This window comes from Halioxenophilus aromaticivorans (genome assembly GCF_042850945.1).
In the GTDB taxonomy this organism is placed as follows: Bacteria; Pseudomonadota; Gammaproteobacteria; order Pseudomonadales; family Cellvibrionaceae; genus Halioxenophilus; species Halioxenophilus aromaticivorans.
Genome location: NZ_AP031496.1, coordinates 5858579 through 5878004, shown reverse-complemented (window position 1 = coordinate 5878004; position 19426 = coordinate 5858579). Strand labels below are relative to the sequence as shown.

Annotated in this window: 18 protein-coding genes and 1 pseudogene; 6 read left to right on the top strand and 13 right to left on the bottom strand. The window is 50.9% G+C overall.

The window, feature by feature from the left end; all coding sequences use genetic code 11:
* Positions 1–23 precede the first annotated feature (23 nt).
* A complete protein-coding gene (locus tag ACGHM3_RS25040) occupies positions 24–968 on the top strand; it encodes an IS5 family transposase (RefSeq protein WP_345426525.1) in 945 nt (314 codons plus the stop codon).
* 67 nt (positions 969–1035) lie between these two features.
* On the opposite strand, the gene ACGHM3_RS25035 is transcribed toward ACGHM3_RS25040, so the two are convergent.
* A complete protein-coding gene (locus tag ACGHM3_RS25035; RefSeq protein WP_345426527.1) occupies positions 1036–1836 on the bottom strand; it encodes an IS110 family transposase in 801 nt (266 codons plus the stop codon).
* Between the two features lie 64 nt (positions 1837–1900).
* Here ACGHM3_RS25035 and ACGHM3_RS25030 point away from each other — a divergent pair.
* Positions 1901–2782 (top strand): annotated as a pseudogene (locus tag ACGHM3_RS25030) (IS3 family transposase); the annotation flags it as partial.
* Positions 2783–3076: 294 nt separating this feature from the next.
* On the opposite strand, the gene ACGHM3_RS25025 reads toward ACGHM3_RS25030, so the two are convergent.
* The 4 genes from ACGHM3_RS25025 to ACGHM3_RS25010 form a co-directional block, all read right to left on the bottom strand.
* Positions 3077–4018 (bottom strand): hypothetical protein, encoded by a 942-nt coding sequence (locus ACGHM3_RS25025; RefSeq protein WP_390517722.1) that lies wholly within the window; start codon positions 4016–4018, stop codon positions 3077–3079.
* Positions 4019–4021: 3 nt separating this feature from the next.
* Positions 4022–4573: a hypothetical protein gene (locus ACGHM3_RS25020; RefSeq protein ID WP_345426159.1), complete on the bottom strand. Its 552-nt coding sequence runs from the start codon at positions 4571–4573 to the stop codon at positions 4022–4024.
* A gap of 92 nt (positions 4574–4665) precedes the next feature.
* A complete protein-coding gene (locus ACGHM3_RS25015; protein WP_390517721.1) occupies positions 4666–5580 on the bottom strand; it encodes a hypothetical protein in 915 nt (304 codons plus the stop codon).
* Between the two features lie 3 nt (positions 5581–5583).
* Positions 5584–6687 (bottom strand): hypothetical protein, encoded by a 1104-nt coding sequence (locus ACGHM3_RS25010; RefSeq protein ID WP_345426317.1) that lies wholly within the window; start codon positions 6685–6687, stop codon positions 5584–5586.
* A gap of 307 nt (positions 6688–6994) precedes the next feature.
* Here ACGHM3_RS25010 and ACGHM3_RS25005 point away from each other — a divergent pair, with 307 nt between their 5' ends.
* The 3 genes from ACGHM3_RS25005 to ACGHM3_RS24995 all read left to right on the top strand — a co-directional run bounded on the left by ACGHM3_RS25005 (position 6995) and on the right by ACGHM3_RS24995 (position 8727).
* Positions 6995–7720: a HupE/UreJ family protein gene (locus ACGHM3_RS25005; RefSeq protein ID WP_345426315.1), complete on the top strand. Its 726-nt coding sequence runs from the start codon at positions 6995–6997 to the stop codon at positions 7718–7720.
* Between the two features lie 101 nt (positions 7721–7821).
* Positions 7822–8361, top strand: coding sequence for a hypothetical protein (locus ACGHM3_RS25000; RefSeq protein WP_345426313.1), 540 nt, complete (start codon positions 7822–7824; stop codon positions 8359–8361).
* 27 nt (positions 8362–8388) lie between these two features.
* Positions 8389–8727: a DUF6488 family protein gene (locus ACGHM3_RS24995; RefSeq protein WP_345426310.1), complete on the top strand. Its 339-nt coding sequence runs from the start codon at positions 8389–8391 to the stop codon at positions 8725–8727.
* Between the two features lie 143 nt (positions 8728–8870).
* On the opposite strand, the gene ACGHM3_RS24990 is transcribed toward ACGHM3_RS24995, so the two are convergent.
* From ACGHM3_RS24990 to ACGHM3_RS24955, 8 genes are all read right to left on the bottom strand, one after another.
* The gene (locus tag ACGHM3_RS24990; RefSeq protein WP_345426308.1) at positions 8871–9980 is read right to left on the bottom strand and encodes a hypothetical protein; all 1110 of its coding nucleotides are present in this window, start codon (positions 9978–9980) and stop codon (positions 8871–8873) included.
* Between the two features lie 105 nt (positions 9981–10085).
* A complete protein-coding gene (locus tag ACGHM3_RS24985) occupies positions 10086–11012 on the bottom strand; it encodes a LysR family transcriptional regulator (RefSeq protein ID WP_390517720.1) in 927 nt (308 codons plus the stop codon).
* 134 nt (positions 11013–11146) lie between these two features.
* A complete protein-coding gene (locus ACGHM3_RS24980) occupies positions 11147–13522 on the bottom strand; it encodes a molybdopterin cofactor-binding domain-containing protein (protein ID WP_345426304.1) in 2376 nt (791 codons plus the stop codon).
* Positions 13519–14037 (bottom strand): (2Fe-2S)-binding protein, encoded by a 519-nt coding sequence (locus tag ACGHM3_RS24975; RefSeq protein ID WP_345426302.1) that lies wholly within the window; start codon positions 14035–14037, stop codon positions 13519–13521. Before ACGHM3_RS24975 ends, ACGHM3_RS24980 begins: the two co-directional genes overlap by 4 nt.
* 394 nt (positions 14038–14431) lie before the next feature.
* The gene (locus ACGHM3_RS24970) at positions 14432–16615 is read right to left on the bottom strand and encodes a thrombospondin type 3 repeat-containing protein (protein ID WP_345426300.1); all 2184 of its coding nucleotides are present in this window, start codon (positions 16613–16615) and stop codon (positions 14432–14434) included.
* A 451-nt stretch (positions 16616–17066) separates the two neighbouring features.
* Entirely contained in the window at positions 17067–17375 is a 309-nt protein-coding gene (locus ACGHM3_RS24965; protein WP_345426298.1) for an AzlD domain-containing protein, read from the bottom strand.
* Positions 17372–18049, bottom strand: coding sequence for an AzlC family ABC transporter permease (locus ACGHM3_RS24960; protein ID WP_345426296.1), 678 nt, complete (start codon positions 18047–18049; stop codon positions 17372–17374). The genes ACGHM3_RS24965 and ACGHM3_RS24960 overlap by 4 nt, the downstream gene beginning before the upstream one ends.
* Before the next feature lie 67 nt (positions 18050–18116).
* The gene (locus ACGHM3_RS24955; protein WP_345426294.1) at positions 18117–18557 is read right to left on the bottom strand and encodes a MarR family winged helix-turn-helix transcriptional regulator; all 441 of its coding nucleotides are present in this window, start codon (positions 18555–18557) and stop codon (positions 18117–18119) included.
* Positions 18558–18658: 101 nt separating this feature from the next.
* On the opposite strand from ACGHM3_RS24955, the gene ACGHM3_RS24950 reads away from it, so the two are divergent.
* A complete protein-coding gene (locus tag ACGHM3_RS24950; RefSeq protein WP_345426292.1) occupies positions 18659–19417 on the top strand; it encodes a siderophore-interacting protein in 759 nt (252 codons plus the stop codon).
* Positions 19418–19426: the final 9 nt, after the last annotated feature.

Here is a 19426-nt window from a genome sequence, read left to right as displayed (position 1 = left end):
ACCGCATAGGATTCAGTGCTGCCATGGATCAGATCACCTTCTCCGAAGCCGAGTACCAGAGCAAGAAGCGCAAGACCCGCCGCGAGATCTTTCTGGAACGAATGGAGAAACTGATTCCCTGGAAGCAATTGGAGAAGAAGGTAGCCCGTTACTACCCCAAGGGCCAGAACGGCCGGCCTCCCTATCCGCTGTCTGCCATGCTGCGCGTTCACTGCATGCAGTTGTTCTATAACCTCAGTGATCCCGCCATGGAAGATGCTTTGTACGAGATCGAATCCATGCGCCAGTTCGCCGGGCTGAAGCTGGACCGTTTGCCAGACGAAACCACGATTCTCAAGTTCCGCCATTTCCTGGAGCGCCACGGCCTTGGCAAAGTGTTGTTCAAAGAAGTGAACAAGCACCTTGAGAAAAACGGCCTGATGCTGCGCGAAGGCAGCATTGTCGACGCTACGATTATTTCTGCGCCCAGCTCCACTAAAAACGATAAGGGCGAAAGAGATCCGGAAATGCATCAGACCAAGAAAGGGAATCAGTGGCACTTCGGCATGAAGATGCACATCGGCGTTGATGACACTCTCGGGTTGATCCATAGCATCGACACCACGTCGGCCAACGTTCATGACATCGTGCCCGCGGGAAACCTGCTGCACGGGTACGAGCAACGAGTGTTCGGCGATGCCGGTTATCTTGGGATCCAAAAGCGGGATGAGCATAAGGATCGCAAAGACGTCTCTTGGTTCATTGCCAAACGACCTGGGGCTCGGAAGAAACTGGATGCCGACAAGCTGAAAGCCGAAAAAATCAAAGCCAGTGTACGTGCCAAAGTGGAGCATCCATTCCGCTACATCAAGCAGGTATTCGGTTATGGCAAGGTCCGCTATCGCGGCCTGGCCAAGAACAACAACCGGCTGCACTTGCTGGCCGCGTTCAGCAACCTGCTGATTGGTGAAAAATATCTGCTGGCGTAGGGTCAGTGCGCCTGTTTTCCGCCAAAACGGCGGGAAGTGGGCAAAAAACGAACAAGTGGGGGGGTGATCATGCCCAAATTGCGTTTGAATGGCTTTTTTTAGGATCTGAAAAGCGACTCAACGGAAAATGGGCGTTAATCAGACCCTCCTTAGCGTTGCCAATTGCCGCGATGATAGCCGTCGCAGACAGCGCGCCGATGCCGGGTATAGATTGAAGTCTGCGGGCTGCCTGGTCTTGGGAGGCCCACGCTTCGATTTGGTAATTGATCGATTTCAGGCGCTTCTCAAGGCCAAGCAGCTCATCCCAAAGTTCATTGATCAAAGCGGTCATTGCCGGCGAGATTTCCTCGGCCGGATCGCTTAACACTGTTGGAAGTTGGCTTTTGAAGTTGCCAACACCGGTGCGCAGAATAACGCCTTCCTCCAACAAGAACCCACGCATTTGATTGATCAAGCGGGTTCGCTGATTCACCAAACGGTCACGCACTCGATGAAGAGCTTGAAGGTGCAGCTGAGATTGGGTCTTGATCGGTACCGGTCTCACCGACGGGCGCTGACTGGCTTCAGCAATCGCCAGCGCGTCATTGGCGTCATTTTTCTGATTCTGGACGAAGGGCTTCACGTATTGCGCTGGTAGAATTCGAACCTGGAAGCCCAGACCAGTTAATTTACGCCCCAGCCAGTGAGCGCCTGCACAAGCCTCCATCGCCACGACGCAGGGCGGCTGATTGGCAAAGAACGTCACAATTTGTGTTCGTCTGAGCTTCTTGCTGACGACTCGTTTTCCGTCAGCATCCAGACCACAGACGTGGAACATTGATTTGGCCAGATCGATTCCGAAAGTGACAACGCTTTTGTTGTTTGACATGGCTGCTTTCCTCCGTTGGCGTGCCTCCCAAAATTATGGAAGGTGGGAGCGGACCATTCCATTAGCTCTGAGACCGCCTCGTAAACGCCAACTGGTGGCCGACCTGCAAAAGCGATATGGGGTCAGCGAACGCCAGGCGTGTGCGGTCTTGCAGTTTTCCCGGGCGTCTTGTCGATACCAATCGGTAGCGAGGGACTCGTCGGCCTTGGCGAGGAGGATCCGTGAGATCACCCTTACAAGGCTTCACTACGGTTATCGGCGCGTGCATGTCCAGCTGCAACGGGAGGGCTGGCGTGATAATCACAAGCGGGTCTACCGACTGTACCGAGAGCAGGGATTGTCACTTCGCCTAAAGCGTCCTAGACGAAACAAGGCGGCCAAGAACCGTCAGCCACTTCAACAAGCCCACCACCCCAATCACATCTGGGGCATGGACTTTGTCTCAGACGCGCTGTTTGATGGTCGGCGACTGCGCTTGCTGACGATCATTGACCTGTTCACTAGGGAGTGCCTCGGCATCGTCGTTGGTCAGAGCCTGAAGGGCCACGATGTTCAGGAAGCCCTGACGGCGATTGCACGCTTACGAGGTAACCCGGACGTTCTCAAGACCGACAACGGTTCGGAGTTTGCCGGCAAGGTCATGGATCGCTGGGCGTATGAGCGCAACATCGAAATCGACTTCTCGCGGCCCGGAAAACCTACCGACAACGCAACGGTAGAATCTTTCAATGGACGACTCCGGCAGGAGTGCCTGAATGAAAACTGGTTCTTGTCACTGGCAGACGCCAGAGAGAAAATCGAGGCGTGGCGGACGTTCTATAACCAAGTTCGTCCCCATTCCGCATTGGAGTGGTCCACGCCCTCTGACTACGCCAGGAAGCATGCGGTTTCACGAATAAAACAGAAGCAATTGGAGCCGGATTTTTCCAACTCTGGATGGACCTAATACGGGGTCAGGGTCAGGAGCCGGATTTTTCCAACTCTGGATGGACCTAATACGGGGTCAGGGTCAGTACCGGACATTACTAGGGAGCAGTTGGATTAAAGACTGGGGGCAGGTCAGCCGAATCTAAGTTACCAACTTTATTAGTTTGAAAATTGGTCGGTTTTCTGCAAACTTCCACAAAAGTTACTGACTTTATTTATTTCCACTATAGATTAGTTGCTATAGAATTTAGGTTCTCGGCGTGTTTTGTTACCAACTTTATTATGATCCCACAGGTGCTTATTGAGTATCTAACTAGTAACTTGAAATAGTCTTCTCTGTAGGCGAGGTGCGCGATGCCAAATGGTTGCGTTTACTGTCTATTCTCTCAAAAACAGGCGCAAAACCAGGGTCAATACTTACGTAGAATTCTTTAAACACCTGATACTTTCTGGCAATAATTGGATAATCTCTAATCAGTTTGCGCATACGTTTGGGTTCAGCAAAGATAACGCTTGCATAAATATTAAAATCATTCTCCACACCGGTTTCGGCGTACTGTCGCAGTAAACCTCGCTGAAGTAGTTCCTTTTCACTGCTAAACTCTTCGGGCTCAATATAGCCACCAATAAACATCCATTGGTACCAAGGGTCGTTATCGTTTTCGTATTGAAACCCTTCCCCTATGGCCGATCGCCAAAGTACGGTATCAAATTGATGGTTTTTCATAAGCACAGAGCTGATTTCATGATGTAGCATTTTCTCGAGGTTGCGTTTTATTTCCCCCTGCGGATAGTGATATTGAAACAAATTCAAAATATACAGGCTCCTTTTCTCTATACTGTAAGTCCCCCATACTTTAGCGCCGCCCAACGTCAAATCGTCAACGATATAGGCGTAGTTGAGATTGTTGTTTAAAATTGTCGCGGGATACAGTGAAAACGAGTCAGCTATCACGCTGATAGACTGAGAAAAGTCGAATTTATTTTTGACAGACGTAATGACGGTGTATTTATCGATTTCCCCGTCGACTATTTCGTTAGGGGGAAAGTTCTCAGACTCAATGGTGCCGTTTATCTGAATGCCGTATTGCTGTTCGATGCGTGATTTTTCTGCTGGGTATTGCGTATAGTGATAGTAAACATCATACCCTCGGAAGCCGTAAAAATAACCTGCTCCCTCGAGCATAAGCGCCGCAACCGCTAAGGCTGCGACTTTTTTGACTATTTTTATTTTGCGAGATAAACCAGCGGGCAACGTCTATTCCTCAGTTATCGGTTTATCTGCGGTTGTCATTGGGGCAGCCACGGTTAACCCAAGTGCGGTGGCCATGCGAGGTGATAACTTGGGTAAGTGGGTGGCTAATAATCTACCAGAAGCGGCCAACATTCCGCCTGCGATGGCAAAAGAGGCCGGGTCGTCGGCAATACCCGCTCCGAGTGTAACCACATCTTCTGCAAGGGTGCCAACGACTATGACCACTGCCCCTGCTGCCAAAACTACCACCCCAGCGATGCCGAGCGCAGTTGCCCAATCCATTTCTCTACCTGCATGTTTTTGTTCAAATATCAGCTCTAGCGAAAAAGTCACTTCTTCACTGGCCAATAACATTTGTTGATACGTCCCTTTTACCATTTTATAGGTCACACTGCCGGTTAAGGTGGGCAACCCTGCGGCATTAACACCGGCCACTAGGCTAACCTCTGGTGCGTTAGGCATATTGGTTTGGGTAGTTAAACCACAACTGAGGTTCAGCTTTTTATTTTTTGAATCAAAGTTGATTTTGATATTTTGGACCAGTATACCGGCCATGGTTTCGGCTTCGTTTTTGGCTCTAAACTTAATGTGCCTGATTCTTTCTGCGCTTAGCGCCGCGATTAATGCACGGCAATGGGCAACTGCAACTACGGCATTGACGATGCTATTAGACTGTGACCACCGTCTATTTTCGCAAAAACAGGCGCAAAACCAGGGTCAATACTTAGGTAGAATTCTTTAAACACCTGATACTTTCTGGCAATAATTGGGTAATCACTAATCAGTTTGCGCATACGTTTGGGTTCACCAAAGATAACTTCGGCGTAAGTATTAAAATCATTCTCCACACCGGTTTCGGCGTACTGTCGCAGTAAACCTCGCTGAAGTAGTTCTTTTTCACTGCTCAACTCTTCGGGCTCAATATAATCACGAATTAACATCCATTGGTACCAAGGGTCTTTATCGATTTCGTATTGAAACCCTTCCCCTATGGCCGATCGCCAAAGTGCGGTATCAAATTGATGGTTTTTCATTAGCACAGAGCTGATTTCATGATGTAGCATTTTTTCGAGGTTGCGTTTTATTTCCCCCTGCGGATAGTGATATTGAAACAAATTCAAAATATACAGGCTCCTTTTCTCTATACTGTAAGTCCCCCATACGTTAGCGCCGCCCAACGTCAAATCGTCAACGATATAGGCGTTGTTGAGATTGTTGTTTAAAATTGTCGCGGGATACAGTGAAAACGAGTCAGCTATCACGCTGATAGACTGAGAAAAGTCGAATTTATTTTTGACAGACGTAATGACGGTGTATTTATCGATTTCCCCGTCGACTATTTCGTTAGGGGGAAAGTTCTCAGACTCAATGGTGCCGTTTATCTGAATGCCGTATTGCTGTTCGATGCGTGATTTTTCTGCTGGGTATTGCGTATAGTGGTAATAAATATCGTATGCTCGGAAGCCATAAAAATAGCCTGCTCCCTCGAGCATAAGCGCCGCAACCGCTAAGGCTGCGACTTTTTTGACTATTTTTATTTTGCGAGATAAACCAGCGGGCAATGTCTATTCCTCAGTTATCGTTTTATCTGCGGTTGTCATTGGGGCAGCCACGGTTAACCCAAGTGCGGTGGCCATGCGAGGTGATAATTTGGGTAAGTGGGTGGCTAATAATTTACCAGAAGCGGCCAACATTCCGCCTGCGATGGCAAAAGAGGCTGGGTCGTCGGCAATACCCGCTCCGAGTGTGACCACATCTTCTGCAAGGGTGCCAACGACTATGACCACCGCCCCTGCTGCCAAAACTACCACCCCAGCGATGCCGAGCGCAGTTGCCCAATCCATTTCTCTACCTGGATCTTTTTGTTCACCTATTATTTCCAATGAAAAAGTCACTTCTTCACTGGCCAATAACATTTGTTGATAGGTCCCTTTTACCATTTTATAGGTCACACTGCCGGTTAAGGTGGGCAACCCCGCGGCATTAACACCGGCCACTAGGCTAACCTCTGGCGCGTTAGGCATATTGGTTTGGGTAGTTAAACCACAACTGAGATTCAGTTTTTTATTTTTGGGATCAAAGTTGATTTTGATGTCTTGGAGCAGTTTACCGGCGACGGTTTCGGCTTCGTTTTTGGCTCTAAACTTAACGCGATTTAAGTTCTCGACACTTAAACCGCCCACGACTGACTGTGTGCTTTGCACCAAAAGCTGGCCGCTGAGCTTTAAGTTGACCGTAAAACCAGTTCCTTTAACCGGCGGGATGGTGCTTTCGCCTAAATCTACCACAAAGGCGGGTTTGGCCAGGGGTTTTGCCGGGCTGCGCCCCATGGGCTCGCTACCGCGACCACTTGGGGGTTGAGATTGGCGCAAGCGGCGTATTTGGGTTTGCTGCGCAGGGCCTTTGCGTTGAAAGTCTTCCCTTTGTTGGCCGATCTTGCGTTTGATCTGCTCGGCGTTGCCTTTAAGAGCAGAAACATCGGGAATGATCAACTTTTGCCCAACCAGTATTAAATCCGGGTCTAAGATAACGGTGCCAGTGCGCCGAACGGCATCAGGGCGGTTGTTGTAGGCAAATAACAACGGCCAAAGCGTGGCTTTGTGGTAAAAACGTTGGCAGAGATTCCAAAGGCAATCTTTGGGTGCGATGGTGTACAGTTGTTCAGGCATGATCACTCCTTGTGATGGCGGCAATTCGTGCATTTTTATAGGATGGTATTGCGCCCTTCCTTTGATGCTTGAGAGGTTAGTACAATTATTCAAATATCATCGTGGCCTAGATCACATCTTTGATGATGCATAGCCTACGCTCATTACCCGGTACGTCTGCATAAGCACAATGGCGGTTTGTGCTAGCCCTACCGCTGTGAGTGTTAATACTAAGTGATTAAATTGCAATTTAAGTTTGTTTCTTAATCAATCGGGCAAATGATAGAATCGTGGTGATTTTAACCGCTGCCCTACCGGTGTGTGCCCAATGTATTTTGTCAGTCTTTCTTTATTCAATAATCCAGTGATTAAAACTACGGGTATTTTCGGTTTATTGCTCTTGGCTCTTTTGGTTAATCCCGCTGTGTTGGCCCATGGTGTCGATGACAATACCCGAGCTTTTTTAGAACTGAACACTGGCATACAGTTTGTACCATTTCTGTATATTGGCGCTAAGCATATGATTACCGGTTACGATCATATTTTGTTTTTAATCGGTGTCGTTTTTTTTCTGTATCGCAGTAAAGACGTACTAGTGTATGTCAGTTTATTTACGCTTGGTCACAGTATCACGCTGTTGACGGGTGTGTTGGCCAATATTCAAATAAACGCTTTTCTTATTGATGCCATTATCGGGTTGTCGGTTTTTTACAAAGGCTTTGATAACCTGGGCGGCTTTAAACGGGTATTGGGGTTTGCGCCGGATACCCGGGCAATGGTTTTGGTGTTTGGTTTATTTCACGGTTTTGGGCTGGCCACCAAGCTGCAAGAATTTGCCATCCCCCAGAAGGGGCTGTTGGCCAACATCATTGCCTTTAATGTGGGGGTTGAGATCGGCCAGTTTATGGCCTTGGCGGTGGTTGTGTTGCTCTTGGCGGCTTGGCGTAGCTCACCGTCTTATAAGCGCTTTGCCACGGTTACCAATACCCTATTAATGGCCTGTGGTGTGATGATGGTGGGTTATCAGCTTACCGGGTTTTTTGTGGCGCGATAATCATTATTTTTTGGTTTTGTTGGCGTGTTGCTTTTGCGGCCGATAACTTTTCGGTGGCAGAGTGCAAATATTAGTAAAATTTAAGGTAAAAAACTCTCACAATGGCGGAACATCAAGTACCCTCAAAAACTCTATGGCAAGCTACGGCAGCGGCATTGCTTGTTGGCCTAGTGGTGCTGGTTACCCTGGTGTGGCCTGCGGAATACGGGCTAGACCCAACCGGTGCCGGTAAAGCCTTGGGGTTAACGGCCCTGGCGCCCGCTAGCAGCACCGCAAACGCCCAGCCGGACGATAATGCAGCCAATGCAGAGGCGGCCCTGGCCGGCCAACCAAAGACCGTGCAGCTGGTGGTGCCGGCTAACAGTGGTTTGGAATATAAAATGAGTATGGTGGCCGGTGCCCAGGTGGATTACCAATGGGACGCCGGCAGCCGGGTTTATGTGGATATGCACGGCGAGCCCAAGGGCGATAGTACCGGCTATTTTAAAAGTTACACGGTTGCCAAGGCGGATTCCATGAAAGGCAGTTTTATCGCCCCGTTTGCAGGCAGCCACGGCTGGTATTTTGAGAACGACTCCTGGGAGCCGGTAGAGATAACCTTACAATTCAGTGGCGAATACTCTCATCCACGGATGCTGTAAGACGAGTTAATTGAAAAGGATACAGGTATGAAAACCGCAACTATTTCGCTGGTTTTGGTCGCAGCGCTGTTTTCTGCAACGGCAGGCGCCCACGGCAAAAAAACACCGCCCACAAGCCTTAAACGGGGCTCTGCCAAAAACTTGGTAACCATTACCGTTCAGCAAATGACCTTTAAAGATATGGGCTTTGAGGCAGGAAAATTGGGCCGAAGTTGGCAGTCCATCACCGATGACAACATTGTGTTGGCCAGCCGCAATGGTTCGACCTTTGTTTACACGGTAAAAAATGATGCCAACGACAAGGTGCTTACCGTCAACGTGCTTAACGACGGTACCGTAGAATCCGTGGCATTTACCACCCCTTAGACTGTTGCTTGGTAGGGCAATGTCTGCGGTTTAGTTAGCAGTTAAATTGCATCACCAACGGCGCGCTTAATAATCTTTAATTGAGCGCGCCGTTTTTGTTTGCAAACAATAGCCCTTAAATAAAGGGCACTTTGATCGTCTAGCTAAAACTCACACACCGGCGGATTACTAAGAGCTTCGCCTAATTCTTCTGCGCTTATTTCAATGACATCGCCATTGGTTAGTTCTACCGTGGCCGAGCCATCGCCATTAAATTGCACTACCACGGAATCGGCACTATCGCTAATCACAACCTCGCCATCTATAAACGCGCCACTGGCCGCATTGATAGTAAAGTTGCTCACCAATAACGGCTGGGTGGTTTCTATTGCCCGGGTGACGCTGCAGTCTTCACCTCGGTATTCATAATCACCGTCGATGGTCATGGTGCCGGTGTTTGCGTTATGAATGATTTCCATGGGGAATTGTGGCGTACCGGCGGTGATATCCCGTTGGCCAGAAAGGTGGGCCAGCTCAGAGCTGTAGAATTCTGTGGAACTGGCCATCTCCAGCCATAACCGAGCGATGTTAATACCGTCGTCGGACTCGGTTTCTAACCGCATGCGGCTGTACACCGTGGAATCGGATACCGGTGAGCCATCAATGGCAGACACTTCACTGACCTCTTGGTAGTACTCAGCACCGCTTTCTTCACCCATGGTGGTAAACCCATAATTTGGGCCAAGGCTGTTGCTGTTGCCAATGGCAAAGCTGCCGTCAGAGGCGATGGTAACGTCCACCGAGCTTGCATTGGCGTCGCTCAGGCTGGGCTCATCGTAATACACAAACACACAGTCTTGGTTATCCATTTTGTAGTAGGAAACGCGGGTGTTGGATGGCGGGGTAAAGTAACTGAATTGGTATTCGTCGCTGCCGTTGATCAACTTTGTTTGGCCGCCCTCGTCGCAGTCCAAGGTAGCCTGGAAATCGATTTTTTGGCGTGCTTTGTTAAAAGCAGTCAGTACCGGTTTCCCGGCCGAGCCTAACGGCAGAGTGCCGGCCGAGCCTAAAGCATCGGTTTGCGCCAACAACCCGGATACAACCGCCACTTCTTGGGCGATCTCTGGGCCGGTTTTGAGGCCGGGACCGTTATTGCCAAGGTTATTGTTGGAAATAGCGTTTGAACTATTGCCGTTGCTACCGCCCCCACCGCCACAGGCGGCCAAGGCTAGGGTGGTTGAGGCTATAAGGCAGGGCGGTAATAGGCGTAACATTTTGATCCCTCAAATAATTGTTTTATTCGTTTTTCTTTCTATCGGAACAGGATAACAAAGCTGTAGAGGGATTTCGGCTTGAGGGACGACTATTTTGTAAATAGATTAACGAAAATGGTTAAACCTGGGTTTAAATTCGGGCTCTGAATACTTCAGCGCATCCACCACCATCCTAAAGGCCGGTGACGGGTTGCGTCGGTCTGGGTAGTACAGGTGGTAGCCGGGCAGTTTGGGGCACCAGTCTTGCAATACTTGAATCAACTCGCCGGATTGCAAATACGGCTCCACACAGTCTTCGGGTAAATAGGCTAGGCCGTGACCCTCCAGTGCCGAGCGCATAACATTGGGCATGGTATTAACAATAATATGTCCATTAACGTTAACCGTAATTTCGTTGCCGTCCTTTTGGAACCGCCAGGCAAACAAGCCACCGTAGCTAGGAAGGCGCATATTGATGCAATGATGGTTTACCAATTCCTGTGGCGTTAGCGGTTTGTTTTTATTGGCGAAATATTTTGGTGAGGCCACCACCGCCCGGCTTAAATCCGGCCCAATGCGCACGGCAATCATGTCTTTTTCTAGCTTGCGGCCAAAGCGTACCCCGGCATCAATGCGTTGCTTAACAATGTCCGTTAACCCGTAATCGATATTAAATTCGATAATGATGTCGGGATTGTTTTGCATGATGGGCGTGAGCTTGGGCCACAATATGGTGTCTACGGCGTGGTCGCTGGCCGAAAGCCGAACCGTACCCGCGGGCTTGTCACGCAGTTCGCCAAGGGCGGCGATTTCTGCATCGATTTCTTCAAACCGGGGCACCAGCATATCCACAAGGCGCTGGCCGGCTTCGGTGGTAGAAACGCTGCGGGTGGTGCGGGTTAGTAAGCGGATGCCTAGGCGGGATTCCAAATTACGAACGGTGTGGCTGAGCGCCGATTGTGAAACACTTAAATTGGCCGCGGCTTTGGTAAAACTTTTTTCCCGCGCAACGGCAATAAAAGCTTGGATGTCACTGTAATTTTGTCTTGGCACGTTGGTTTTTTTTGCGTTGAGCAATCCTTGCAAAATTATCAAACCCTGTTTCGTTTAAGCCGGCTCTACAGCCAGCATTAAACGAAACAGGTACTACAGGGTATTTTCCGATACGCGATAAAAAATTGCTGCCATTACGCGTTTAGCTGTGCTTTGACGTACTCTGGCTTCAACGGTATTTGGCGTATTTGCTTGCCGGTGGCATCGAATACCGCGCTGGCTATGGCCGATGGCACCAGCGCATTGGCCCCTTCGGAACCCTGGCCATAAATATCGGTTTCTGGGTCCGGCGCCAGTACCACTTTTAAGTTAGGCATTTCCGCCATGGTTAAGATGGGGTAGCTAAACCAGTCGCGGCTGGTCACGGTACCAGTATCGAAGGTGACTTCCTCGTGCAGTGCTTGGCTAACGCCCATTAACGCGCCCGCTTGTACCTGGCGTTTCAATTGGGTTGGGTTTACCACCACGCCGGTATCCACAGCCACAACCATTTCCTGCACGCGCACCTTGCCGGTTTCTGGCACAACGCCGATGCGGCAGGCACAGGCCCAATAGCCGTTGCCACGAAACATCAGCGATACCCCGCGCCCTATTTGTTCGCTTGCGCCACTGGCGCTGGCATTGGCTTGCGGCGATGGCCGTGTGTCCCACTGGCTTTCATCGCGCAGAATGGTGAGCAGGCGTTTCACCCGGCGGTCGTCGGTGTTGTCGATTCTAAATTGCAGGGTATCGACACCGGCGACGGTGGCCGCTTCAGAGATGGCGACCTCGCGCGGGAAGTTCTGTTGGAATTGTGTGGGTGTGCGCAGGCTGTGGTTGCGCAGGCCAATGTTTTGTTCCGATTCGCGAAAGCCCAATTGCCAGGTACTGTGGGCGGTTTCCAACACGTTAGGCACCGCGCCGTAGGTCCAGCCATCGGCCATAAAGTTGCCCATGCCTTGCACCCGCTCGGGGTTATCCGGAGTTGGGCCCTGGATGGTTGGTTTGCCGCTCAATAAAGCCCCTAGATTGCGGTCATCTTGCATGGGTAGGCCGTAGTGGTCAGCCTTGTAGGATTGTATTTTTCCGTTGTCGTCCAGGCCGATGGTGACCTCGGCGTAATTGGGCGACGCCTGGGTGGACCACTGTATGTCTTCCGGGCGCATCCACTGCAGGCGCACCGGTTTACCCACCGCCTGTGACAACAATACGGCTTGGTCCTCAGCGCCGGCGTTGCCGCCGTTAGAGCGGCCGTAATGGCCGGGGCCTGGGTAGGTGCGAATCACCACGTTATCGGTACTGGTGCCCAGCACCAAACCAATTTGGCGGCGCAGTTGTTGTGGATTTTGGGTGTGGGTGTGTACCTCTACCCGGCCGTCGGTTTGCACATCGGCCAAGGCCAAGCTTGGGCCAATGGGGGCGTGTTTTTGAAACGGTACTTTATAGCTACCACTGATGCTATTGGCGGCCTTGGCGCTGGCCACATCACCAGTATTTTTACCGCCCAAATTGGCTGGCACGGCATCCCAGTCGGCATCGTTTTGCAGGTAATCAAACAGGCCTTCGGAGCCCGGTAAACCCTGCCAGTCGCTCCATTGAGTGGTGCTGGCCACGGCTTGGGAGGCTTGAATGGCTTCCCATTCGGTATCGGCCACAACGCCCAGAAAGTTGCCTACTACAACGGTTTGCGCGGTTGGGAAACGGGTTTTAGGAAGCCGACCGGCACTGACTAACTTAGAGCCCAAGGTTTTGGGCAGAACCACACGGCCATGCACCATACCAGGCAGTTTAGCGTTGCCAACCCAGGTGGTTTTGGCGCTGACTTTCTCCGCAATAATGGGGTTTTCAAAAGATTGACCGACGATTTTGTACTCGCGGGCAGGTTTCAATGGCGGGTCGCCAGCGACTACCAGGCCGCTAAAACTGATCAGCTCTCCGGACACCGGAATGGTTAATTCTAACTGCTGGCCGCTTACCAGTTCGCCCAGTGTGATGCTTTGGCCACCGCCAGTGATCACGCCATCGTTAATGCTCAAGGCAGATGATTCTACGCCAAAGCGCTCGCCGGCCACGGTGAGTAGGGCCTCGCGGGTATAGGCTGCGGCTTTACGTAGGTTTAATACATTGGTGCGCAACAAACCAAAGGTGCCGCCGCCATCCGGGGTGGTGTCGGTGTCACCACTGACCACGCGGGTGATGGCATCAAAACTAACGCCAAGTTCCTCGGCTACGATTTGTGGGTAGGCGGTGTAAATAGAGCCCTGGCCAAAATCGCACTTACCGGTGCGAATGGTGACGGTGTTATCCGCCAGTATTTCCACCCAGGAGGTGGGTTGAGAGGCATCCAGGGTGGTGCCCGGTTTGGCATCTTCGGTTTCAGCCGTGGCTGGCGTTTCAGCCGCAGTGTTGTCGCTGCTGCTACCGCAACCTGGCAGCAGGCCTAAGCTCACCACCAGTGCCCCGCTGTCGCGCAGAAATTTGCGTCGGCTGAGCTGTGCGCCGTGTACGGTTACTGTGGTTTTGTCACTCATGATTCCGACTCCTTCTGGCTGATCAGCGCAGAAGCGTGCTGTACGCCTTCTAATATGGCTTGGTAGCTGCCGCAGCGGCACAGGTGCGGTGAAGGGCCAGAGGTGGTGAGCGCTGCTTTAATCTCGTCATCGCTGGGCGTGGGGTTTTGTTCCAATAGCTCCACCGATTTAATCATCATGCCGCTTTGGCAGAATCCGCATTGTGGCACCTGTTGTTCAATCCAGGCTTGCTGCACGGGGTGTAACTCGTCTTCTTGTGCTTGGGTGGATTGTGCCCAGCGTGCGGGTAACCCCTCTAGGGTAGTGACCTCTTTACCGGCCACGGCGCTAAGCGGGGTAATGCAGGCGCGCACCTCTTGGCCATCCAGTAACACCGAGCAGGCGCCGCACTGGGCCATACCGCAACCAAACTGCGGGCTCTTAACATCGAGTTCATTGCGTAGCACGTACAGCAAGGGTGTATCAGCCGGGGCTTGTGCCTCGACGACTTGGCCGTTTACGGTGAGTTTGGTCATACAGGCTCCTTACAGAGTTTAGCGCCGGTTGCGTGGGCAAAGCGTATTTGCCACGTTGCTGTTTGTTGTTTATGAATTAGGCCGAGTATAAAAAATGCGTCTTGGATCTAAACCGTGGGGAATTATTAATATCGATTAGTCCATGAATTTATAGTCTTAGGCTAGGCAAACATAGTAAAGGATAAATTGAGTGCTTATTTTCATTACACCTATTATCCCGATTCATGTATCAAGGTAGGTGAAAAGTCTGGGGCTGGCGAGGGCTTAGATGAGAGCTGATTAGAGCGATTTGTTACTCTCTTGGATTCTTATTATTCGATTAATAAAATTGACAAAATAAATGCCAAAAAAAAAGCGCCGGCATGCCGGCGCTTTAACATCAACGGGTTACCGCTTAGCGGTGTCCGTGACGACGTTTCTTGAAGTAATCAATACGTTTTGCGGCGCGCTCCATGAACTCCTTGCGGCGTTCTTTGCTAATGACGTGGTGCTTTTCAAAACGCTTGGTGATATGTGCGTAGCAGGCCATGTACTTGCCGTGGTTGCGCCACAAATCATTGCGGCCACGTGGGGCAAAGTCTGGGCAGCGCTGCTCTACACTACAGCCGGTTTCCGGGTCGATTTCACTGCTTAAGTCGGATTGCTCACAGGAATCTTCCGCGTTGGTAACGCCGTCGCCGTCGATGTCGGTATCACAGGCGTCTCCGATGCCGTCGCCATCAAAATCGTTTTGATCGCTGTTGCCAATCAGTGGGCAGTTGTCTACGTCATCGCTTACGCCGTCACCGTCGTTTTCGTTGTCGCAGGCATCGCCAATCAAATCGCCATCCAGGTCGGCTTGGTCGGCATTAACGATTAAACGGCAGTTATCAAATTCATCTTCGATACCGTCGTTGTCATCGTCGTTATCACAGGCATCACCAAAGGCATCGCCATCGCTGTCGTCCTGGCTGCTGTTAACGATTAATGGGCAGTTATCGACCACGTTTTCGGTGCCGTCGCCGTCCAGGTCGGCGTCACAGGCGTCGCCAATACCATCGCCATCAAAGTCGAATTGATCATCGTTGGCAACGGCTGGGCAGTTATCAACGTCATCGGCAAAGCTATCGCCGTCGTCGTCGCTATCACAGGCATCGCCCAGTAAATCGCCGTCGGTGTCCAATTGGTCATCGTTGGGGATTAACGGGCAGTTATCGCCTTCGGCCACACCGTCGCCGTCCGGATCGTTGTCACAGGCATCGCCGTAACCGTCACCGTCGAGATCGAGCTGATCTTGGTTGGCGGTGAAGGGGCAGTTGTCCAAGGTGTCGCTGACGTTGTCGCCGTCGTCGTCGGCATCACAGGCGTCACCCAAACCATCGGCGTCAAAGTCGTCTTGCTCTGGGTTGGCTACCGCCGGGCAGTTGTCCGCTTCATCCAAAATTCCGTCCTCGTCGGTGTCTTTTGGATTAATATTATTACCAAACCAAACTTCGTTTGTACCTTCGGTACCGTTGATCACTAGATCGACAATGCCATCGCCATTTAAATCGCCCAGGGCCCAACGGGTAGCATTGTTAGTGGTGATAACGTCTTCGGTTAACGGTAAGAAACCGGTGCCTTGGTCGTTTTCTAAATAGGATACTTGAGAGTCGTTTAGAAAAATAACATCGTTAAAGCCGTCGCTGTTGAAATCAACAGCGTGGTAGCGCTGGAACTCTGGCAGAGCGTCAGAAATAATCAACTCCTCTTCAGTTTCCGGTAATCCTCCAGAGCCTGTATTAGGATAGATAAAGAAAAGAGTTGAATGATCGGTTACGGCCAGATCTAGGCCGTTTTGGTTATCAAAATCTACAAAGAAGGCAGAGACATTACCATTAAAACTAAATGTTAAGTCAAAAGAATTAGGGCCGTCGCTCTGTCTTACTCGTGCTTTTTGTACTATGTCCAGATACCCGTCATTATTGTAATCGAGCAGTTGGGTATAAGATGTGCCACTTGTGGCTCTGTCGATTTCGGTAAAATTTCCGGTGCCGTCATTAAATGCAAAAAAGGAATCTTCGTCTTCATTGTCGTAGTAAAACAATGCGTCCAAGTCGCCATCGGCGTCAATATCACCTAGCGTTATGTAGTCACCGTACAAACCTGGCACTGTAAAAGCTTCGGATAAATTACCCGTACCGTCATTTAAATAAACCGTGCCGCTATCGCTGCCACCAAAAATAACATCAATATCGCCGTCGTTATCCAAATCGCCAGCGGCAACCGAGGTAGACGATTCTAGCGGCAAAGTTTGCTGTAACATTAGGTTACCGCTGCCATCGTTAAACCACACAGTAGAGGACGAATCGTTATCGGCGTTGGCGGCGTGGACGATAACATCTAAGTCGCCGTCGCCATCCAAATCCGCCATGGCGAAATCTTTGGTGCTATAGGCATCGCCCAGCGATTGACCGCTGTTGCTAAACAGTGGAATGTCGGCCGCGTAGACGGTGGTCGCGGATGCAAGAGAAAAAGCGAGTAAGGATTTTTGTAATACTTTCGCTGAGGCAGATACGCGCGTCCGAGTATCGAGCGTGCGAGGAGGATAAATCTTCAAACGTAAACTCCTAATTTTTACTTCTTAGTTAGTTATTATCCTGAATCAGCATCCTTGCTGTTACGCGGATTCGAAACACCCAAGTGCTATTTTTATTTTTGCACAGCCACTATTTGCCTGTGCGGGTACATCCGTGTGCGTTATCAATGCCCGATAAAAGTGGTGGGCACTCGTTATCCACAACAGTGCAAAAGAATATAAGTAATGCGTGTTGTTACTTTAAAAGTATACATGGTTGGAAAAAATGCCAGTGGAATCGTTACTTTTCTTTATAATTAATCTATTAACGATAATTTTTTGATATAAAAATTGTCTGCACGGCCAGGAATAAGCACCAATTGGCCGTCTACCAGCGGGTCGTTGCCCAGTAGGCGTACACCGACTAGACATTTACTTTATTTGAGAGAAGAGAACAGCCGCAGCGCGTTAGCGAATGCTAACAGGATAAAATTTACAACAGCGCGTTGAGGGTAAGAAAGCTGCCCATGGCCACCACCAAGGTGTACAAATGATTGCGGGTAAAATAAGCCACCAATGCGCCTAACCCAAGCCCGGTCATTTCCGCCAGTCCAACGGCGAATTGGCCGTTGTCATCCACGAGCACGGTGACAATCAATGCCGACAGCGTGGCCGGTGCCACGTACTGCAAAGCGCTTTGCAGGGTGTGTGGGATCTTGCGGTTGGCGAATAATAAAATAAATACCGCGCGGCTGGCGTAGGTGCCCAAGCCCACCACAACTATGGCCAAGAAAATAGTCATGGTTTAATCCTCTCGCAAACGCTGCCAGCAATAATGCCGCACAAGGCACCCACTAACAGCCCCATTTTATTGGGCAGATCGATGCACAGCAGCGTTACACCGGCGCCCACCAAGGCCGCCACCAGTTTGGTCAGGCCGTCTATGCCCATAACAACCATGGCTAAAAACAAAATGGGTACCGCAAACTGCAATTCCCAGCTGGCCGGCACCACTGGCCCTAAAATCAAACCCAGGGCGGTGGTGATTTGCCACATGCCCCAAAAGGTAAACCCGGCGGTGAGGTAATAGGCGCGAAACTGCTCCGGCGGTGTTTTATCGCGCAGCATAGCCAAGGCAAAGCTCTGGTCGATAAGCACATAGGGGCCAAACCACTGCATCCAGCGCGGCTGATGCTGAAAGTGTGGCGCCAGGGCCGCCGAATACATCAAGTGCCGGGCATTCACCACCAAAGCCGCGCTTATGGCGGCCAGCACCCCGCTACCTGCGCCTAACAAAGTAATAAGCGTAAGCTGGGCAGCACCGCCGAAAATAATCCACGAGCTAGACCAGCCCAAAGCGGGGTTCATATTGGCGTTGTGAATGGCCAAACCAATGACAAAGGCGAAGGGAATGGCGGGCAGGCACAGTGGGATGGCGTCTATTGCGGCCTGTTTAACGGCGGAGCGGGTATTCATAGAGCGTGCAATTATTGGTAGTGATGGAGGCGCCTCGGCCTAACTGGTAGCCGAAGACTGGCCTCGGTTAGACGAGTGACGACCGGTTTAACGCATCGTCTAATTTCTCCAATGTTGCCATGAGGCTTTTGCTCTCTTCGTCGGTCAGCAGCGCTGACAGCTTTGCCAGCACACGGTCATCGGCGGCAATCATGGTGACCATGGTTTGTTGCCCGGTGGCGGTGATTTCCAGCAATTGGCTGCGTTTATCCGCCGGGTTAGGCACCTGTTGCACCAAACCGTTGGTTTTCATTTCTTGCAGCAGCCGGGTTATCTGGGCCTTATCACGTTTCATCTCTGTGGCCAGCATTTGCCCAGTACAGGGCGACAATTGTTGTATTAAGCGCAGCACGCGCAACTGTATTGGCGGGCCTTGAACCCCGGCGGCGGCAAACTCCTGGGAGATATGGGTTTTATAGCCGTGAAACACAGCGGCGATTCGCTCAATGGCCAAATGAGACAGGGGCACGGCAAAATCCTCTTGACATAGTTGATAGTATCAACCACTATTTGGTTGACAGTGTCAATTATATTGAGAAAACCAAAGAACGCCAATGGAGGCGCCCTTCTATGACAACTTACACCCCTGTTACCGATGACGGTACTGAATTAGTACGGCGCGTGCGCCACGAGCTGCGCCTGCGCAACCTAACGGTATGCCAGCGCATCGCATTGACCCCGAGCATGATTCGGTTGGTGCTCACCGGTGATGACTTGCACGGCTTTACCAGTGCTTCGCCAGACGATCATATTAAACTCTTTTTGGTGGATGAGGCCGGTGAAGCGCTCGGTAAACGCGATTACACCCCACGCCACTATGACGCCGAGCGAAACGAATTAACCATCGATTTTGTGGTACACGATGCCGGCCCGGCCACCCAATGGGCGAAGCAGGCCCAGGTGGGCGATAGCTTGCAGATTGGTGGGCCACGCGGTAGCCAAGTGGTATCCGATGCTGTGCAACGCTGGTTGTTGATTGGCGATGAATCCGCCCTGCCGGCCATTGCTCGCCGCTTGGAGGAGTTGGCACCCTCGGCCCAGGCCACGAGTTTGGTTGTGGTTTCCAGTGCAGCAGAGAAACAGCGCCTAGCCCGAGACTGCCGCTGGATCGTAAGGCAAAGTGCCGGGTCTGAGGCCGACCAAATTCAGAGAGAACTGGCGGATATTCAATTAACCGAGGATACGTTTATTTGGTTGGCCGGCGAATCCGGCATGGTCAAACAACTGCGCCGTTATTTGCTGGATGAGCGTCAGCACAATAAAAAATGGTTTAAGGCCTCGGGCTATTGGAAACAAGGCAGCGCCGAAACCAGCGAAAAATTTGATTAGGTTAAGTTA